Source organism: Paraburkholderia sp. EG287B, assembly GCF_040965595.1.
In the GTDB taxonomy this organism is placed as follows: Bacteria; Pseudomonadota; Gammaproteobacteria; order Burkholderiales; family Burkholderiaceae; genus Paraburkholderia.
On the sequence record NZ_JBFRCG010000010.1, the window covers coordinates 56,136 to 73,677 of the forward strand.

Genomic DNA, 17,542 nt, shown 5'->3' on the forward strand with positions numbered 1-17,542 from the left:
CTTCCAATGATTGTCGCCATTGACATCGGACTGGCAGGGCCAAGAGGCGGGGCAGTCACGAGCCGGTTGAGCTGTTTGAGCCATTCCCGTCACGGTCTAGCGGGCCGGCGTACGCGTCCCAGATCAACCGTGGATCGAACTGCATCGTGGCCGTCATCGTCAATAGCACAACAGCCGCAAAAGCGACGGCGCCCCAACCCGAAGTAGCAGAAGCGACGGACCTGAAATTGACGAGCGCGATCGTTAGCGCAATCACAAAAATATCGAGCATTGACCAGCGCCCGAGGCGCTCGATGATCCGGAACAGCTTTGTACCCAACAACGGGTGGCAGCGCGAGGTACAGCCCGCTGTCCAGGCGAGGAACGCAAGCGCGACGAGCTTGAGTAGCGGGAAAGCGACGCTCGCGATGAAGATAACCGTGGCAATTGGCCAGTCCCCACTGCGCCAGAAGTGGACAACGCCGCTGATGATGCTGTCGTCCTTCGAGCCAAGAATTGTCACGGTATGAAGAACCGGCAGCAGGTTCGCAGGTAGATACAGGATTGCCGCTGCGACCAGTAATGCCTGGGTACGCATGAGACTGTCCGGCTTCCTGGGATGCATCCTGGCTCCGCAACGGGAGCATGGCTGCGCAGCCGCGCGCGCTTGCGGAGTGGGCAGGGCGCCACGACTGGATTCAGTGGACTCACGGCGGGCAACGCAATCGCAGCTCCTGCACGCAACAAGCCCCAGGTCCATGGCGGACGAGAAGGGCACGGCGGGCACGGTTGTGACTGACCCCGGCGAGTTGTCCCGTTCACGCCCATCCAGTGTCTCGCGGATATGCCACAGGGCACGCGGCTCGAATGCCATGACGACTGCGAGCATGAACGGCAGCGTGCAAAGCGCGAAGAGCGCGGTCTCCGGAATAACGTACGCGCGGCTGGCAAGCTTGGTTGCGGTAACAACGACACCGAGGAGCAGGACTTCAATCATGACCCACGGTCGCACGAGCTGCAGCACGCGCAACACCGGTGAAAACGCGGGAGGAACCACACCGAGGCGCATAGGTGCGGTGACGTAGAGCACCGCGGCAAGATCGAGAAACGGAAACACGATGGTCAGGCAGGCGACCAGGACAGCGAGTGGCCACATGCCTTGAACCCAGAGTGCGCAAACGGTCCCTGTCAGGGTGGTGGCCGATGTGACTCCCCCCATCTCCAGATCGACGACTGGATACATCTGTGCAACGAAGAACGTAATCATCGCGGCGAGCGCCAGTGCCACGACACGATCGAGCTGTGCCATGTCTGCGCTGGCGATGCTTGCCCCGCAACGGGGGCAGTGCATTCCCGGCTTCCGGGTCAGAAGTGGTCGAGAAAGCAGTAGATCACAATCTGGACAGGCAATGAGATTCCGGATTTCCATGGTTTCAGGTTTCTCGCCTCGTCAGGCTTCAGACGCATCCGTCGTATTGCTCAAGCCAGTCCGCATGGACGCGAGTTCCACTTCCAGTGCAGCGATCTCGTTCCACTGCCTGAGCACAGTCTTCCGCAGGAGCGCGAGTTCATGATGGACGGCGGCAAGTGTGAAGCGTGCACACGGTTGCGGGCACGATTCGCACGCAGTGTCAGACGGGCTGTTGCGACAGATCCTGCTGCGTGCTGGTTTGTCCGTGCGTCGGGTTGTCGGAAGAAACACGTTGACCTCCTCTGCTTGATTGTCACTTCAAGATGAACACCGCGTTGTGAGCCGACGAGTCAGCAGGAGGGGGCTGCTCCGGACACGGCTCGCTACTTCGCCTGTATGCCAGTTGTCGCTGTCCACATCGCTCCACGAACGCATTTCGACGGTGCGGGCGACTCCTGCTGTACGGCAAGGATCGCGGCCGCTATTTCATCCGACAGCTGGGACACTGCCTGCTGATGCCCCTTCACCAGCTCGCCAAAGCCATTGCCCACGGGCACCGAATAAATCGAATGGCAGGTCAGCATGGTCGCTCCTGTTCGTGGTCTCACCGTCCACACCGTGTCCAGCAACGCGTGCGATGCGTACCATGACTCGAATCGCTGCACCACAACGCTAACCCGATAGACCGGTTGATCTGCCTGGAAGGGAACGCTCGCGACTTCAAACGTGCCAAGCGCCGCCGAAAGTCTCGCTGACAAACTCTGGCGAATCTCATCGGCCGGGGCGGTGCTCCAGCGCTCTTGTTCCATGACCTGAACGCGCACGGGGTCCTTCTGCAACACAAGTTGCCGTCTCGCTACCTGTGCTGGAACGACGACAGGCGCCACATCTATCAGAAACGCTGGATGTGCACTTTCGTCGACCGACGCATTTTCGCGTAACGCGGGCCGCGGGGCCGTGCCCAGGGTGTACGTTTGCACTTCCGGTACAGAGGTGCACGCGGCTACAAGCGCAGCAATGCTACATAGAGCGGGAAGCAATTTCAGGCATCCGGCCTGGCTACTTCGCATGATTGTTTTCAGGCTCATGGCTTCTCATCCCGGGGCTTGCCGCGCAGCAGTGACTCCGGATGTTCCTGGAGGTAGACAGCCAGCTCGTTCAGCGATTGCAGCGTGCGATTGAGCTGCGAAACGGCTTGCCGCATATCCGACTGAAGCGGCGAATCCTGCTGTAACGCAGCCTGCGCGGTACGGAACGTTTCCTGGGCGACCGCGAGGGTATCGCGGGCCTGGGGCCCGAGTTCGGTGTTCAGTTGCGTGAATGCACGATTGGCGTTCTGGAGCGTTTGATCCAGGTTGGTCCCGATCCTGTCAAAGGGCACGCGATCCAGCTTTTTCGCAATATCAGCAATGACCACCTGAAGCTCCTCCAGCGAGTTGGGCACCGTCGGGAGTTCCAGCGGTACCTTCGTCATGTCTATGGTCGCCCGTGGGGCGTTTGGAAAGATGTCCAGTGCAATGTAGCGTTGGTTCGTAATCAGACTCCCTGTCCGTAACTGGGCACGCAAACCCCGGGCAACGAGTTTTTGCAGCAGTGCCTTTCCGGCGTCGTTGTTGCCTTCGCCCAGCGACTCCCTGAAGCTTCTTCCAAGACGATTGGGAAAGAGGTTCACCGTCACGGGCATCGTAAATTCTGATCGTTTCGGATCGTATTCCACGTCGATCGCGGTGACGTATCCAAGCTCGATTCCGCGAAAATCGACCACCGCGCCGACAGACAGGCCGCGCAGTGACTGGTTGAACTTCATGACAACGCTTGCCGCCGGACTGTCCGGCGCGCGCATCGCCTCCGCCTGACTGTCGGAGAGCGGGAAGACCGTGCCGCTGGGCGCCTCACTTCCCGACTCGTGGTCGGGACGGGACTGGAACGCGAGCCCCCCCATGACGACCGTCGCAAGTGACTGGGTGTTCAGCTTCATACCACCGGAATCCAGCCGCAGATCGACACCACTTGCGTGCCACCAGCATGAATCCGCCTTGACGAATTTGTCATAGGGCGCATCAATGAAGACCTGGATGGTGACCCCCTTGCCGTCATCGTTAAGGGAGCGTGCTACAACACGTCCGACCTGGAAGCGGCGGTAGTAGACTGGCGAACCAATATCGATGGAGCCGAGGGAATCGCCTTCGAGAACATAGCGACGCCCATTCTGGTCACTGGTCACGGTGGGAGGCGTCTCAAGTCCGATGAATTTTTCACGGGGCAGGTCGGAGCGACCGGGATCCATGCCGATATAGGCGCCGGAGAGAACGGTACCAAGACCAGAAACACCACTCATACCGATCCTGGGGCGCACCACCCAGAAGCGGGCGTCGTCGACCGCGAGATTTCGTGAGGATTCGGTGATCTGTACATCCACAAGGACACGGGAATGGTCATTCGAGAGGCGGATGGCCTTGACCTCGCCGATCTCCACGTTCCGGTATCGTACCTTTGTTCGCCCGGCCTCCAGGCCTTCGGCAGTGAGGAAGCTGATGGTGATAGTTGGGCCCTGTGTGGCGACTGATCGCACAAGTAGCGCGATGCCGATCAGCGCTGCCGCGAGCGGTACGAGCCAGATGGTGAGCGGGAGAAATCGTCTGAGGGACATTGGACGGTGCTGCGCGATTGGATTACCTGAATTGGGCGAGAAGTTCGTCAGCGCCCCGTTCAATGCCGGTTCTGGGGGCGTCTGGCGAGCTCAACCTGGCAGAAAGCCCGCCATCCGGATACCTTTCGATAAAGGCTTCAACTAGCTGATTTGAAGAGGAATCCAGAATTTCTACTGCGTAGATGACATATCCGGGTAGCGCCGTGCCTGCACCGGTGAGCGTCAGCCGAACGCGAAGCGTATCGGCTCCGGGTTCGTTCACCAGATCGAAGCGCGCGGCCAGCTTTTCTGCGAACGTAGCCTGCATGAATTGAGCAAGCTTCGAGCGCTCTGGATCGCTGACGTGGTGAAACTCTGCGTCTGGACCGTTGTAAATCTGGACCGGTTCAAGGATGAGCTTTCGGTACCGGGACCAGTCCTGAGGCAACGCATAACGATAGGGCATATGGGTGCCGTTCCGGTCGTCGGGATTGACGCGCAGGTACGGCCATGAGGCGAGGCTGGAATATTTGACGGGCCTGACTGTCGAGCACGCCGAGAGCGCAAGAACGAGCGTTGCGAACAGCGAAAGACAGAGCGTTGCCAGCATCACGGCTTTTGGGGCCTGCTTCAGCAGTAACTCCGTCGCAGGGGATATTAGTTTCAGTGGATTCATTTAAAACCGTCTAGCCGGTTTGTATATGGCGCGCTTCCTGAGGCTGAGGTCTGCGAAAACGTCGTCGTAGTGAAGCTCGATCCAGCATCACGCGCCGATGCTCACGGCGCCATACTACCGGAGCTTCAACGTGATGTAAACCGTCTAGCCGGTTTGTATTTGACTGCACGAGTTTGGGTGGCTAGCCCTCTGAAGCCCGCGTCGCTGTCCTCAGGGTCCGCGCGCAGGGACACTTTTTCAGGTAGCACGTGGAGGGATTGAACTGCGGACGATGCCATTCGTTCTCGGTGAAGCCGACGAAAATTGCGTGCTTGAGGCTAGTCAGGCTGCGAAGGAGGGTGACGAAGAGTGCATCGAGGCAACTGGCACAAACTTATTGTCCGGATTCCTGTTTAGCGCGTAAGCACACTAGGCTTGCTTCATGTGGGCCCGTTCATCCGGTTCAGTCATTCGTTTCCAACGCAACGTGGGCACAGCTTGCACCACGAGCCCTTTTCCAGCTCTCTAGCGGTTTTGGCAAATACATGTCGTTTGAGACAAACGAAGCGATACCGAGCGCTGCGGCCGACATATTGTTTGGAGAGGCAGCGTCCGCCGAGTCGAAAAGCGAGTTGATCCAGTCGTTGCAGCGCCTGGTCATCCTCGCATGCCGGGCATGCCGCCCGTGCTGAAAGCAGATAAGACGCAGGCCGGGACCACAAATGCCCCTTTGGGCAAACGACGCGATATTGCGCATCCGGTCCACGCCAATCGGTGTCCAGCAGCGTCTGTCCTCGGAAACGAAGTGTCTCTCGCATTCGTTTCAAGCGTTCCACCGACATCGTTATCCTTCACATCATGGGCGTTACTGGCCGGATTGGCCGCGATTACGAAAATCGCAACTGGCTCTCCCGTATCCAGGAGTCTGCGACATACGAAAACCCGAACCAGATCCAGAAGTCTCAATCCGACATCGACCAGTTTCGGGTGCGCTCATCGTCTTGTGATCCCAACGGCTCTGATGTGAGAACGGGTTACGGTCTTGTATCGTATTTAGACATGGATACCCTATTGACTTGGCCGGATCACGGTCAAGCTTACGGGCGCAATAGTACCGACAGACCGAGCCTGGCAGGGATGAAGCGGCCCTTGCAAAAGTTGCATCAAATCGATGCAGGTGCAACGTGATCACTGCGCTCCAGAAGCGTTTGAATACCGGGCGTAACGTCTGTCCGAACCGAGCGCATTGATCAGTGGCCCGACGCTGCGCTCTGGTCGCGACGGGCAGCGTCAGGATGCGGGCATTCAATGTTTCAGCACCACCTTGCCGGGAGCGCCAGCCGCAACCGCATCCTGGGCCGCTCCGAGCTGATCCAATGGAAGTGTCCGGTCAATGGGAATGACCAACTGGCCTTGCGAAGCTTCCTTCAGTACTGCGTCGAGTGTTGCGGCATCGGTCCGGTGATAGAGTTCATGAATCGTCACGCGATTGTTGGCGTTGGCTGCTTCGGGTACGGGCACGATACTGGCGATCCGACCGCCTTCCCGAACATGGCCGATGAGATTGCCCGCCACCGGAGCCGCTGCACTGATCGCAAGGTCGAACGTCGGAGCAGTCGGGGGCACCGTGATGTCGAGCGCCTCGCCGGCCAGACTTCGCGCTTCACCCAGGCGCCCAGGACGCACACCGGCTACCGGCTTGGCCCCGATCTGCTTCAGGTACTGGATGGAAGCGCGACCAACGGCCCCCAGCGCTCCCGAAATCAGCACGCGATCGCCCGCCTTGATGCCGAGGGCATCGACGGTCTGGCGTCCGGTGAGCCCCGCTTTCACCAGAGCCGCGCCTTGCTCGAAACTGAGATTGGCGGGGAGTTTGGCGACGGCGCTGGCCGGCACTACCCCATATTCAGCATGGGCACCTTTTCCGTTCGGCGGAAAGTCCGCGACAACCCGGTCGCCGATCGCCAGCCCCGTCACGCCGTCACCGAGTTCCGCAATGGTGCCGGCGGCGTCCCCTCCGAGCACTGCGGGAAGCGACAGCGGAATGTATTGCGCCATGAAGCCCTGACGAAGAATGAGATCGAAGGGGTTTACGGCCGAAGCCTCGATTCTGATCAACACCTCGCCCGATTTTGGCTTGGGCGTCGGAATCTCACCGACAGCGAACTGATCGGTACCGCCGTAGGCTTTAAGAAGTGCTGCCTTCATCAGTAATCTCCAAAAATACGTTTGCGCCGCCTGTTCAGGTAGTCTCGATACGCAAATAACAGCCGCTAAGTGTTTGAGGTAATCAACGCTGGTTCTGAAGAGGGGTGCAGTACGACGTCGAACGTCCAGACACCGCTTCCAGCAAAAGTAATAGCAAGGTCAAAACAGAACAGCACTGCAGGTTCGCCCAAGTTGAGCACGGTCCAGAAACCTTGCGGCGCATGAGCCACGAAATACGCGAAAGCCATTTCACCCGAAGCGACGAAGGCTGCGATGCTGGGAGGGAGCCATCCGTCGCCCATCATCGTGGTGGCAGCCGGCGTGATCGAAGCCGTCACCCGTGTGCTGGTGGAAGACAAATCCACGAGGCTGACCCTTGCAATTGTCAAATGGCGATAGCGACGATCAAGACAACAGGCTACCATTTCCTCATGGTTGAACAACTCCGCTTTATTGAAGCATGATTTCCTAAACATTGATGATCCATGGATACACTGCTTAGCATGCGGGTGTTCTGCATGGTGGCGGAGCATAAGAGCTTTACCGTTGCCGCCAGTCGCCTTGGTCTTTCGCCAGCGATGGCGAGCAAACACGTCCTCCATCTCGAGAGCCGCGTCGGTGCCCGTCTCCTCAATCGGACGAGCCGCCACGTCAGCCTGACCGACACGGGCCATCTCTATTTCGGCCAGATCCGACCGATGCTGGAAGGCCTCGATGAAGTCGAGGCTGCGGTGAGCAATGTCACTGTGACGCCGCGCGGAATGCTGAAGCTAAGCGCACCAGTATGGGCCGCGAATACACTGATGGCGCGCGCATTCGCCGAATATCATCACTTGTACCCCGACGTGTCCTTTGACGTGGATTTGAGTGGTCGCATCGTCAATCTGGTGGACGAAGGTTTCGACCTCGCGTTGAGGGCAATGACGTCCGCGCGCCTTGATCCTGGCCTTATTGCCCGTCCCCTGATGGACGTTCCGTTTTATCTCGTGGCTTCTCCTGCCTATCTGGAGCGCGCCGGTCGCCCCTCGACGTTGGGCGATCTCAACGGACATTCGTTGCTTATGTATAGCGGCATAAACTTCAGCGGAAGCCTCGCCGTCAAAGGGCGGGACGGCGAAGAAGCAGTGAGGTTTCGCGCCGTCATGCGTAGCGAAAACGAAACCATGCTGCACCTAGCCGCTCTGGAAGGGATGGGGCTGGTCTTTCTTCCTGCATGGATCACGCAATCCGATATTTCCAAAGGCGAGCTAGAGCATGTTATGCATGACGAAATAAAGTTTGCAATAACGCTTCACGCCGTCTATCCAAGTCGTAAATATCTCTCCGCCAAGGTTCGGACCTTCATCGACTTCCTTGCCTCCCGGCCGGATATTTGCCACCAGGGTTGACGCACCGTCCGAGTCGGGAACGAACATGAGCGGGCAACGCTCAATCCGGATACCCGTCGGTGCAACAATTGCAGCCATGACAACGGTGATCATTGACGCGATAGGACTCCGCACACAGCCTTCGTTAAATAGCGCGCGTAAAGACGCTATTGGGCATTGAGGTTTCGAACTGTATCTCCAATTCGAAGGTGCTCATCATCGACTCGCACCTGGTGGGAATGAGTGCTCCCAAACAGCGATTCCGATGCGTATATGCCTTGGTGAGCATTACAACACACGGGTGTCAAGTACCAGCTCCTCTTCCCACACCGAAGTCTCATCCGCGCGGGGCGACCAGGAGAAGCATGCGTGCTGGCAGCCCTGTGCGTCGACATAGACGTACCACTTCACCGGGCTGCCAGGTTGCCGGTGGCTTCTTAGCGCCTTGACTTCCGTTAGCGCCGGCTGCCCGTCAGGGCGACCATTGGCAAGACCCAGATGAAACACACGGCAGCGGCTGGAATCGACTTCCGTCACGATTTCAACGAGCTCTTCAGGGGACGACACCAGCACGCTTCGAATTGCCTGATCGGGATCGTCGGGTCCCCAGAGCAGGTCGACGAAAAAGACGGGTGATTCGGCAGAAATGCCAACGCACCGCCAGGAGCGGTGGGGTGCGGAAAGTTTCTGTTTCGCCGGGTTGGATTCGGCCCACTGGGCATGGGTCAACAACATCTCTAACTCACAAAAATTCGGTTTGTAGATTATATCCCGTGGACCAGTAGTCTCGACATAGTCACGCTTCGCTATATGAAGCAACGCGACTATGAGACGCTACGACGGCATCTCGCGATCAACATTAAAGCGTTCCGGCGAGAGCAGGAGCTCTCCCAGGAACGTCTGAGCCTTGAGGCTGACGTAGATCGCACCTACGTGAGTCAGATCGAGCGGTCGCTTGGCAATCCCTCACTGCTCATTCTTGCCGCACTCGCCAATGTTCTTGGGAGAGACGTCGGCGAGCTGCTGTCTCCACCGCCACCACGCCAACGTAGGAAGTGAAACACCTATCCGTGACCCATGCCCGCTTTTCACCGTGAAAAGCGCCCGGCCTGCAGTTGCTTCTTTAAACGTGTGAGTGGCGGTTCGGGTTATGGTGCATCGTCTGCGGATCGCACTGAAAAACTCTCCTGCATGATTTCACGCAGCTCGGAAAGGTCGGTCTGGGAATAGCCTGCAGTGGTCACCACGGACTCGTGGCCGAGCAGGGCTGCCGCCATCGGCAGTGGAACCTTTTTATCGATCACCAGTGTTTTGCCCACGAGATGTCTGAGCCAGTGGGGCGACGCGCTTTCGAGAACCAGACGGGCCGCCGTATCGCTCGCGGGCATCGCCGAAGCCATTTCCTGAAATGCAGCCTTGACCTGCCGGTAGAGCCCCGATGCGCCGAGACCGGCGCCACGCTTTCCTCGGATCAGGGCCGCGACCTCGCCCGGTAACGGCGTTGCCTCGAGTCCGCATGCAACACGATACTGTTTCAGGAAAACCGTGCAGCTGTCGGGGAGCGGAATGGAACGCTGCTTCCGTCCTTTGCCCTTGACCCTTATCGTCCAGCCGTCGGCGTCGACGCTCAGGCGCGGATAGCCGTCCCGGGTCGCCAGCTCATCGAGCCGGATGCCGGTGCAACGATAGGTCGCCAGGATCGCGGCGCGCCGCGCGACGTCCGGCTGACGGCCAATGCCCCCGATCCGCTCGCGTAACCAGCGGTCGATGGCGTCTACCGCGGCAGCCGGCAGGATGCGTTCGGGACGGAATCCTGCCCGCTCGGCGGCGGTGCTACCCAGCCTCGCACACGGGTTCGAATTCAGATACCCCGTGAGCGTCAGGAAACCAAACAGGCTTCGCAGCACCGCCATTGCGCGCTGCTGGCCCGCTTCACTGCGCGCATCCATTCCGTGCTCTGATGGCGTTTCGTCCCGCCTGCAGAGTGCGTCCCGGTAGTCGAGCAGGGTATGCCGTGTCAGCGCAGACAGCGGGCCGGCCACGCCATTCGCTTCGCACCAGCGGACCAGCGCACGTATTTCCGACGTGTAGGCGCGAAGGGTATGGGGCGAGCCGCTGGCCCGCTCCTGCAGGAATCGGTGGACCGCGGCGCCGTCATCGGAGACGCCCAGGGTATTGGTCGTCAGATCACTGTTGTAAAACCGGCCGGTGCCCGAGAGCCAGGGTTCGCCTGCAAGAGGGCGTCTCCGGGGATGCAGGTCGGGGTGGATGACTGCGGCACCAGGGCGCATCGCGCCAGGTTCCCGTGGCGTCGGCGGATGCACCGGGCGGAACCGGACCCTGAGGGTGCGCAGCAGGCGCCCGACAACGGTTTCGGCGCTTGGGGCCTGCGCTGCGCTTACCGTACGGATTTGACCCAGATCCCAGAACCTGACTGCCTCACCGCCGCTGAGCAGCACCGAAAACACTTCGGGCTGGGCCGCTTTGGCAGCGGGCATCGAACCGTATTTCTCGAGAAGCCGGGATGGCGACCAGGTCTCGTAGACAGGCAGGTTCAATACTGTTGAGAGGTACGTGACGGCGCCTCCGATGTCGCTGGGCAGAGGTCGCGGCGGATCGATGGCAATGTCGAGGTAGTCCGAGGGGCGTAGCACGGCGCGTCATCCATTTTGGCTGGCTGCCTGGCGGGCTAGTCGGCGGGAGGGTTCTGCGTGCGTGGGGGTGGGCTGCCGCCGGGGACGCGCGTGGCGGCAGCCTCGCCGTTCTGTACCAGCTTCTCGTAGTTCTCGGTGACCTGCGCAAGGCGTCGGCGTAACGATTGCACTTCCGGCTGCACGGCAGCCTGCCTGGCTGCCAGCGACTGGCGAAACTGGTCCGTGGCATTCAATAGCTGGCGGGAAAGACCGGCATATTTGCCTCGGACTGAGGAGAGTTCCTCCTCGTGCCGGCGTCGGGCTTCATCGCTGGCGCGGGCCGCCTGGTCAAGTGCCGTTTCGGCACGACGCGCCCTGTCCGTTTCCTCGGCGAGTCGCCGGTGGACCTGGGCCAGTTCCTCCCGCTGCTGCCCGATGCATACGTCCTGTTCGCGCGCCTGTTTCTGCCAGTCGTCGAGTTCGGCCCTCAGCATGGCCACCAGCGCGCTGGCGTTGTCGCGCTCGGCCGCCGCGCTGGCAACCGACGCCGCGGCGTCCGCCTGTGCCGCGGCGAATTCGCCGCGAGCGGCTTCCAGGGCCATCAACCACAGCGAACGCATGGAATCGGCGACCTGGTCGGGAAGGCCGCTCGCGGTGTAGCGCGCCGTGGACTCGCTGATCAGTTCAACCTCGATTGCGCGCACCTGCCGGCCAATCCAGGCTGGATCGCCGCCCCCCAGATCCTCACGAACGCGACGGGCGGTCACGATGCGGCGGAAGAGCGACGGCGTGATGGGCGCAGCCACGCCTGCCGCGGCCAGCAGTTGCCGGACGACGGCATGGACGGTCTCGGGCGAATTGAGCGGTGTGCGTCCCATTTCGGGATTATGGCGAGAAAACGCAGGATTGGGAGGATTCCCTGATTTCATGGCGCAATTTGCGCAATTTCAGGGAAAAACGTCAGGGAACCGATCCGCAGCGCAGGATAAGTTTCATTATCGTGCGAATCGCGGCACCAAATCGCGTCTGACATATCGGTGCTTGAGCCTGTCCGCAATCGGGGGCGGATTTGCCATGGACCCACAGCAAGCCGCGTGACGGAGATGCAAACCACGGGAATAGAATTTCTTAATCTTGGGGAGCAGGTAGGAATCGACCACGTCGCCGGTTTTACGACGATGTCAATTAGACAAAGAAGTCATATAAGAAAATCTTAACGATTCGCGAGCGAAATGATCTGATGATTACAGTGGTTGTGTGATGACATCTCGATTCTTTTAGTATCCGTTTTGACAGGTATTAAATATCATTCGATATCCTAATCAATGTTCGGTTTGGCAATGGCCAGCGATGAGATGAGGAAACCAGATGGCGACCAGGCCTCTTTCCGATTATGCTCGCTGCGCGACGGAAATTTATAAGGGCCTGTTATTTGCGATGCATTTGCAACCGGTGAACTCCCTGGAGTGTGTCTGCGGGACAGCTTGACCCGTAAATGACATGAGCTACAGTTAGGTGAAAAAGGTTGCCGGGTCGCCCTGTCAAATCACTGAGACCCGCACCAAGCGCGTCTGTCAAATCGTCACACTCGGTCTGGAACACCATGTCTGATCTCACAACACGCCAGAAGCGCCTTGTGAAAATTCGCCAGAAGGGACTTGGGACCGGAATTGGGCAGGCCTACGTTCCAGGCAAGACAGTGTGGGGCGACAGGTGGGCGAAGCGTGTCCGTCGGATACCGTTTATGGGACGGGAAGCCCATATTGCGAATGACAGCCGGTACGCCGAATTTCTTTGGGAAACCTACCAGGACGACACGGTTGATATTCGCGAATCCTATGTATGTGACCCTGAGCTGACGCTTCGCATAGCGGGCGCGATGCATATACCTCATCCGCGATACAACGATGGCAGTGAGGCAATCCTCTACACCGATTTTCTCGTCTCAAAGCGCATGGAGGGAAAACTGTGTTTCGTGGCGAAATCGGTCAGACTTCGACGCGACGAAGCCCCTGCCATGACCAACGAACTCAGGATCGTCGAACAATACTGGATCAGACAGGGCATCCCCTGGTCACTCGTACTGAACGACGGAATGAATGAAAACTGGGCGCTCAATCTTGACCGTTTGTACCTGATCGCATTGCGGCCCGATCGTGCGGGCGAAGGGGCGATGGATCCGAATATTCAACAAACAATTCTTGACGCTTTGAGCTGGGACACTGATGCAACGGTAAGTGAGGTGTGTGCTCACGTGATGCGTCGGCGACAGCAACCTTTTCACTTTGGACTTAATGCTTACCACCTCCTGCTTGCTGCCAGGCATATCCGCTTTAATCTCGACTGTGGAAACTTCGATCACGAGCCCGTATCGTCGCTTCGGATTGTTGACTCACAGGTCGTTCCACTTCAGGCGCGCCGATGATCGAAACCCGGCTACGCTTCGTCGGTCGATGCAGGCCGATGAAGAATGACCTGGGAGCGACGCGTGAGGCTGAGTCATATCATTGCTCCACAAGCGAATACTGGACGCGGACATGCCGTCGAAAGTGAGAGTACTGGTTCAGGTCTATAACAATCAGGTGTACCTGAACCTTAAAGAAGATCGACTGTATCGCGTTGTAATGACGGGCTACGGCCAGCCGAAGACCTACCTCGCGCGGACAGATGGATCGAGAATATGCATCGTCTCTTACCAGACTGAGGAGTTCGCCCGTCTGGCTGGAGCGAATGCGACCGCAACAGGTGGCTATCAGCTAGTGGAAGATCCATGGCTTCAAAAAAATAGGGAGAAGCGGTCAACCCCGGGCCATGTGAAAAAATCGGAAGAAACCGCAAAGCTTCTTGCGCCACTGGTGAGAAGAAAGACGCCGGAGGATATAGAGCGATTCATCTCATATCTTGAAGGCGGTTCACCGCGGTCTTTGGGCTTCACTGCCAGAGCCAAGGAAGAGCAGGTTGGACGTAAGGCGGTTTATGACGCTTTCCGCCGGTGGCTGCAGCGCGGCATGTCGGACGCAGCAGTCTCCAGCGACTATCCAAGAAGTGGCCGTCTTACCACGCGTCGGGAACGCGTGTACAAAAATGTCCCGGGCCGTCGCTCCAGAGACCCCCGTCCGAAAACCATTCCGCCATCCCTGCGACGTGACCGGCTCATGCGGCGGATGATGGATTGGTTGAAGACAAACAATGAGGCACTTTGGGACAAAAATCTGCCCAAAGACCTCGGATCGCTTGATACCAGCAAACCGCCGGCGAGCAGGAAAAATCGGAGCAGCGGCAAACGGGGGCAATCTGGCCGAAAGGGAGGACGGAGCAAGCGGGGGGCAAGGAGAAAACGCTCCAGGCCGACTTTACGGGACGTCGTTCTCCGAGCCAATTATCTGCTCCGTTGCGAAAAAGTAATACGAAATGAACGTGGCGAAGTGATCAACGTCGAGTGTCGGCAGGACGACGCGATCACCGACGACCAGTTTAAGCATTTTTTGGCCGCAGAGCGCAGGCGTGAAGCCTTCGACCCCGGATGCGGACAGGCCACAAGTGGGAAGCGTCGGCGTAAGACGGGACATGCTGTGCAGCATTGCGCGGGACCTGGGCATGTATTCATGGTGGATGCAACCGTTGCCGACGTCTATTTGCTGTCGACATTGTCCCGGGTGCTGGTCGCAGGCCGCCCCACCGTTTATTTTGTCATCGATGTCTGGTCGAGGATGATCGTTGGAATCCATGTCAGTTTCCGGCCACCGTCGTTCGAAGGAGCCGCACTCGCGTTGATCAACATGGCCAGTCCGAAAGCGGAGTTCTGCGCCAAGTACGGATTTACGATAACGACGGAGGACTGGCCCTGCCGGCATATGCCAGGTCGCTTTCACGTTGATCGCGGTTGCGAGTATAGACAGTCCGTTCCTTGGAGAAGGATAGGGGCCCGATTTGGGGTTGGCGTTGACAATAGCGCACCCCTGGAGCCGTTCTGGCGAGGGATCATCGAACGTCGTTTTGGTCTGATACCTGTCATCGCTCAGCGGAACGGATACGGCATTGTCGAAAACGAGAAGCAGCGTGGTTACGACCCTGCGAAGGACGCATTGTGGACCCGGGCGGAATTCATGCTTGAACTGCTGCGTGCAATACATCTGTATCACCGCACTCCTATCGGAAACGATCTTGATGCGCCAGCAGATATGGTCGGAGTGGGTGACGCCAATACGCCGCTCAATCTTTGGAACTGGGGTGTTAGTCACGGAAATGCGGTGCTTGCCGCATGCGAGGTCGACGATGTTGAGCACACTGTTCTCCCGGATGTAGAGGCTACGCCGGTAACAGGGGGAACGTTGACCATTCGAAAACTGACCTACATAGCCCAACGTCCACTCGGTCCTGTTGGGGGGCGTGTGCCAAGTGGAAACCAGGACATCATCGTCCGCTGCAACCCAGACGATCTTTCGAGAATTACCTTGTCCGGAGCCGATGATAACCCGGTGTATGCACACCCAGGGAAATCCCCTCTCGCACATGCATATGAGGCGTCGCTTCCCGAGATCGAGCAATATCAAAGGCTAAAGCGGGCGAACGGAAGAGCCGAGATGCAAAAAAACGAGGGGTTGAGGATGGCTCAAGCGCTTAATTCCCACGAAAGCATCCACGCATCAGCCGAGAGACGGGAGGCCGCGCTTGCAGCAGCGGGGAAGGTCGCACCCGATACCAAACACATGCGAGCTACGAGGCGGGACGAGCAGGAAATTGAACGCTCCGCTCGGGACTCAGCCGGAACACCGAAGACCTCGTCTACCCCTTCACTGTCCAATGGACAACGATCTGAAACATCGGCCTTTGCGGATGCAACGAAGGCGGCTCGGAGCAGCGTAGTGGCGGATTTGCTGATGCGTGCGCCAACTGGCCGCGTCAATAAGCGGAGAAGCTGACATGGGATCACCGCGCTCTAAAAAACAGTTAGACCTACAAGAAATTCCATTGAATGTTCCGGGCGATCCGATCCTCGGACGGTGTGATATGGCGATCGAGGCAATCTATCGTCCGTCCAATACCGAACTTCGAGAATACGCGGACAACCCACTCATCCTGGCGTTACCGGAATTCAGGCGTCAAGAAATTCTGGATAGCATGACCAAGGGATTCAAACTCGGGTTCACTGCGCAATCTCGCTCATGGAGAAAGGAGATGCGCTTGCTGGCGCTTGCGCGAATCGAGCGGGTCTGGGTGCTGCTCCCCATCCATATTCAACTCGTTGACTGGTTTCATATTGCACTACGTTCCCGATACGTTCATTTTCAGACGACAGAGACCATTAAACGAATAATGCAGTCTACCTACGCGAGTATCCAGAGGGGTAGCTACAAGGTATTTTCTGCGCCACGCAGTTCCCATTCGGAATGCATGCCAGTTCTCGCGATTTCAGGCGTGGGGAAGACCACCGCAGTCAAGATGGTCTTGAGCACTTTGCCAATGATCATAACGCACAAGAGTTACAAGGGCGAATGGTTAGGCGTTCAGCAGGCTGTATGGGTATTTGTTACCTGCCCGCACAATGGTAGTGTCAGGAGTTTGTTGCTCGGCATATTGGGTTGGTTCGATTTGTATATTGGGACAAGTTACGTAGCAGAAGTCGGGGATCAAGCCGTTTCCTCTATGCTTGTAGAGAAAGTAATTATGGTGTTGAGCATTCATTACACAGGAATTCTAGTGATTGATGAAATACATAATTCCTTGAAAAGTGCAAATCGCACAGATTTGATTGATTTCCTGACAAATATTTTTAACGCGAGATGTTGCAACTTCGTTGTTATTGGTTCCCCGGAGGTCGAAAAGGAGCTGAAGCGGTTCCAGACGCGACGTCGGGTGGGTAGTGCAGGCGTGGCGAAGCTGGCTCCGCTCAGGGATGGGCCTGACTGGCAGCGTGTGTCTGATGCAATCATGGAGCAAGATTTCCAGCACCGCGCGTGTAAGGATAAGGAGGGTGTCAGAAAGCAGTTACTACAGCGCTCTGCGGGAATGCCGGCGATCGCCAAACTCGTTTGGAAGCTGACTCAATACGAAGGAATTTTCATCGAAGATGCCAAGGGCGTAGAAGGGATTGCACTTGGAGAAGTGACTGTCGAACTCCTTGATATGGCAGCAGACAGGGGACTTGGGCTGGTTGAAGGGATGCTTGAAGCTATTGCGAAGTCAGACTACAGGAAGATCGCAGAACTTACAGGCGCGGCAGAAGACGCTGTTGGTGCTTACCTGGAATCGATGCCTGTCGATAGTGAGCAACGTCGCGCAATCGAAGAATCCCAGATTCGTGTAGAGAAGTTCATTGGCACGGTCACATATCTGATTGACCTCGGGGTAAGGCGAATTGATGCCGAGCGTCTGGCTGAGACGGTAATCGCTGAGAATCCAAATCTGGACGCGAACGCTACCGTACGGCGTGCGATTTTTTTGATGGAGAAGGGAGTTGACGAAGCGCCGCGGACGCAGCCCGACGATGAGGACCAGAAATCATCGTCGGATGCGCGTCCGAACCCGTCGCGGCGCTCGGACGCGCAATCAGATGGTGCTCGCGGGCGCAAGAAGCCACGCCAGAAATCCGGTCGCTGAAATGAGCGTATTCCTCGATAGCGCAGAAGCCGATGAGCCTTTGTTTGGTGTTGTGGCACG

Annotated in this window: 14 protein-coding genes; 5 read left to right on the forward strand and 9 right to left on the reverse strand. The window is 58.0% G+C overall.

Annotation, left to right across the window (positions count from 1 at the left end):
• Positions 1–55: 55 nt before the first annotated feature.
• From AB4Y40_RS19215 to AB4Y40_RS19240, 6 genes are all read right to left on the reverse strand, one after another.
• The gene (locus AB4Y40_RS19215) at positions 56–1,408 is read right to left on the reverse strand and encodes a paraquat-inducible protein A (protein WP_368689119.1); all 1,353 of its coding nucleotides are present in this window, start codon (positions 1,406–1,408) and stop codon (positions 56–58) included.
• Positions 1,409–1,773: 365 nt separating this feature from the next.
• Positions 1,774–2,478 carry a membrane integrity-associated transporter subunit PqiC gene (locus tag AB4Y40_RS19220; RefSeq protein ID WP_368689120.1) on the reverse strand — a complete coding sequence of 235 codons (705 nt, stop codon included), beginning with the start codon at positions 2,476–2,478 and terminating at the stop codon, positions 1,774–1,776.
• A complete protein-coding gene (locus tag AB4Y40_RS19225; RefSeq protein WP_368689330.1) occupies positions 2,475–4,040 on the reverse strand; it encodes an intermembrane transport protein PqiB in 1,566 nt (521 codons plus the stop codon). Before AB4Y40_RS19225 ends, AB4Y40_RS19220 begins: the two co-directional genes overlap by 4 nt.
• Positions 4,041–4,062: 22 nt before the next feature.
• The gene (locus tag AB4Y40_RS19230) at positions 4,063–4,695 is read right to left on the reverse strand and encodes a DUF3313 domain-containing protein (RefSeq protein WP_368689121.1); all 633 of its coding nucleotides are present in this window, start codon (positions 4,693–4,695) and stop codon (positions 4,063–4,065) included.
• 1,284 nt (positions 4,696–5,979) lie between these two features.
• Positions 5,980–6,882 carry an NADP-dependent oxidoreductase gene (locus AB4Y40_RS19235; RefSeq protein WP_368689122.1) on the reverse strand — a complete coding sequence of 301 codons (903 nt, stop codon included), beginning with the start codon at positions 6,880–6,882 and terminating at the stop codon, positions 5,980–5,982.
• A 65-nt stretch (positions 6,883–6,947) separates the two neighbouring features.
• The gene (locus tag AB4Y40_RS19240) at positions 6,948–7,358 is read right to left on the reverse strand and encodes a DoxX family protein (protein ID WP_368689123.1); all 411 of its coding nucleotides are present in this window, start codon (positions 7,356–7,358) and stop codon (positions 6,948–6,950) included.
• Between the two features lie 9 nt (positions 7,359–7,367).
• On the opposite strand from AB4Y40_RS19240, the gene AB4Y40_RS19245 reads away from it, so the two are divergent.
• Positions 7,368–8,270, forward strand: coding sequence for a LysR family transcriptional regulator (locus tag AB4Y40_RS19245; RefSeq protein ID WP_368689124.1), 903 nt, complete (start codon positions 7,368–7,370; stop codon positions 8,268–8,270).
• 267 nt (positions 8,271–8,537) lie between these two features.
• Here AB4Y40_RS19245 and AB4Y40_RS19250 read toward each other — a convergent pair whose 3' ends face one another.
• Complete coding sequence (locus AB4Y40_RS19250; protein WP_368689125.1) at positions 8,538–8,984, reverse strand: hypothetical protein; 447 nt, start codon at positions 8,982–8,984, stop codon at positions 8,538–8,540.
• A 75-nt stretch (positions 8,985–9,059) separates the two neighbouring features.
• Here AB4Y40_RS19250 and AB4Y40_RS19255 point away from each other — a divergent pair, with 75 nt between their 5' ends.
• The gene (locus AB4Y40_RS19255) at positions 9,060–9,308 is read left to right on the forward strand and encodes a helix-turn-helix domain-containing protein (RefSeq protein WP_368689126.1); all 249 of its coding nucleotides are present in this window, start codon (positions 9,060–9,062) and stop codon (positions 9,306–9,308) included.
• A gap of 89 nt (positions 9,309–9,397) precedes the next feature.
• Here the strand turns inward: AB4Y40_RS19255 and AB4Y40_RS19260 are convergent, their stop codons facing one another.
• Positions 9,398–10,903: a tyrosine-type recombinase/integrase gene (locus AB4Y40_RS19260; RefSeq protein ID WP_368689127.1), complete on the reverse strand. Its 1,506-nt coding sequence runs from the start codon at positions 10,901–10,903 to the stop codon at positions 9,398–9,400.
• A 35-nt stretch (positions 10,904–10,938) separates the two neighbouring features.
• Positions 10,939–11,811 carry a DNA-binding protein gene (locus AB4Y40_RS19265; RefSeq protein ID WP_368689128.1) on the reverse strand — a complete coding sequence of 291 codons (873 nt, stop codon included), beginning with the start codon at positions 11,809–11,811 and terminating at the stop codon, positions 10,939–10,941.
• A 674-nt stretch (positions 11,812–12,485) separates the two neighbouring features.
• Between AB4Y40_RS19265 and AB4Y40_RS19270 the strand changes: the two genes are divergently transcribed.
• The 3 genes from AB4Y40_RS19270 to AB4Y40_RS19280 all read left to right on the forward strand — a co-directional run bounded on the left by AB4Y40_RS19270 (position 12,486) and on the right by AB4Y40_RS19280 (position 17,482).
• A complete protein-coding gene (locus AB4Y40_RS19270; RefSeq protein WP_368689129.1) occupies positions 12,486–13,307 on the forward strand; it encodes a hypothetical protein in 822 nt (273 codons plus the stop codon).
• Between the two features lie 112 nt (positions 13,308–13,419).
• Positions 13,420–15,804 (forward strand): hypothetical protein, encoded by a 2,385-nt coding sequence (locus AB4Y40_RS19275; RefSeq protein WP_368689130.1) that lies wholly within the window; start codon positions 13,420–13,422, stop codon positions 15,802–15,804.
• 1 nt (position 15,805) lies between these two features.
• The gene (locus tag AB4Y40_RS19280) at positions 15,806–17,482 is read left to right on the forward strand and encodes an ATP-binding protein (RefSeq protein ID WP_368689131.1); all 1,677 of its coding nucleotides are present in this window, start codon (positions 15,806–15,808) and stop codon (positions 17,480–17,482) included.
• Positions 17,483–17,542 lie beyond the last annotated feature (60 nt).

Coding starts and splice junctions, on each gene's coding strand:
- AB4Y40_RS19255 (WP_368689126.1), top strand. CDS start 9,060: ATGAAGCAACGCGACTATGAGACGCTACGACGGCATCTCGCGATCAAC.
- AB4Y40_RS19235 (WP_368689122.1), bottom strand. CDS start 6,882: ATGAAGGCAGCACTTCTTAAAGCCTACGGCGGTACCGATCAGTTCGCT.
- AB4Y40_RS19245 (WP_368689124.1), top strand. CDS start 7,368: ATGGATACACTGCTTAGCATGCGGGTGTTCTGCATGGTGGCGGAGCAT.
- AB4Y40_RS19240 (WP_368689123.1), bottom strand. CDS start 7,358: ATGTTTAGGAAATCATGCTTCAATAAAGCGGAGTTGTTCAACCATGAG.
- AB4Y40_RS19270 (WP_368689129.1), top strand. CDS start 12,486: ATGTCTGATCTCACAACACGCCAGAAGCGCCTTGTGAAAATTCGCCAG.
- AB4Y40_RS19215 (WP_368689119.1), bottom strand. CDS start 1,408: ATGGAAATCCGGAATCTCATTGCCTGTCCAGATTGTGATCTACTGCTT.
- AB4Y40_RS19220 (WP_368689120.1), bottom strand. CDS start 2,478: ATGAGCCTGAAAACAATCATGCGAAGTAGCCAGGCCGGATGCCTGAAA.
- AB4Y40_RS19230 (WP_368689121.1), bottom strand. CDS start 4,695: ATGAATCCACTGAAACTAATATCCCCTGCGACGGAGTTACTGCTGAAG.
- AB4Y40_RS19275 (WP_368689130.1), top strand. CDS start 13,420: ATGCCGTCGAAAGTGAGAGTACTGGTTCAGGTCTATAACAATCAGGTG.
- AB4Y40_RS19280 (WP_368689131.1), top strand. CDS start 15,806: ATGGGATCACCGCGCTCTAAAAAACAGTTAGACCTACAAGAAATTCCA.
- AB4Y40_RS19250 (WP_368689125.1), bottom strand. CDS start 8,984: ATGTTGTTGACCCATGCCCAGTGGGCCGAATCCAACCCGGCGAAACAG.
- AB4Y40_RS19225 (WP_368689330.1), bottom strand. CDS start 4,040: ATGTCCCTCAGACGATTTCTCCCGCTCACCATCTGGCTCGTACCGCTC.
- AB4Y40_RS19265 (WP_368689128.1), bottom strand. CDS start 11,811: ATGAAATCAGGGAATCCTCCCAATCCTGCGTTTTCTCGCCATAATCCC.